Here is a 203-nt window from a genome sequence, read left to right as displayed (position 1 = left end):
AGCAAAAGCCGGCATACGATTTCGCTCTGTTCGTCTCGTGGGCTGGGATATGTGTATAAGAAACGGGGTCAAGGGCGTGCAGTTCGAGAACATCCGCGATGCCGGCGACCCGGTGGAAATCGCCCGCCGTTACGACGAGCAGGGCGCTGACGAGATTACCTTTCTCGACATCACCGCCAGCGTCGATGGCCGCGACACTACGC

Annotated in this window: 1 protein-coding gene; it reads left to right on the top strand. The window is 59.6% G+C overall.

All coding sequences use genetic code 11. The features are described 5' to 3' along the window. Positions 1–49: 49 nt before the first annotated feature. The coding region (locus tag ACQ4LH_RS21205) for a HisA/HisF-related TIM barrel protein (RefSeq protein ID WP_430698975.1) at positions 50–203 on the top strand (154 nt) is incomplete at its 3' end.

This window comes from Pseudomonas peli (assembly GCF_050563605.1).
Lineage (GTDB): Bacteria > Pseudomonadota > Gammaproteobacteria > Pseudomonadales > Pseudomonadaceae > Aquipseudomonas > Aquipseudomonas peli_A.
The sequence above is the reverse complement of the archived record's forward strand: the minus strand, read 5'-3'. Positions and strand labels throughout refer to the sequence as shown.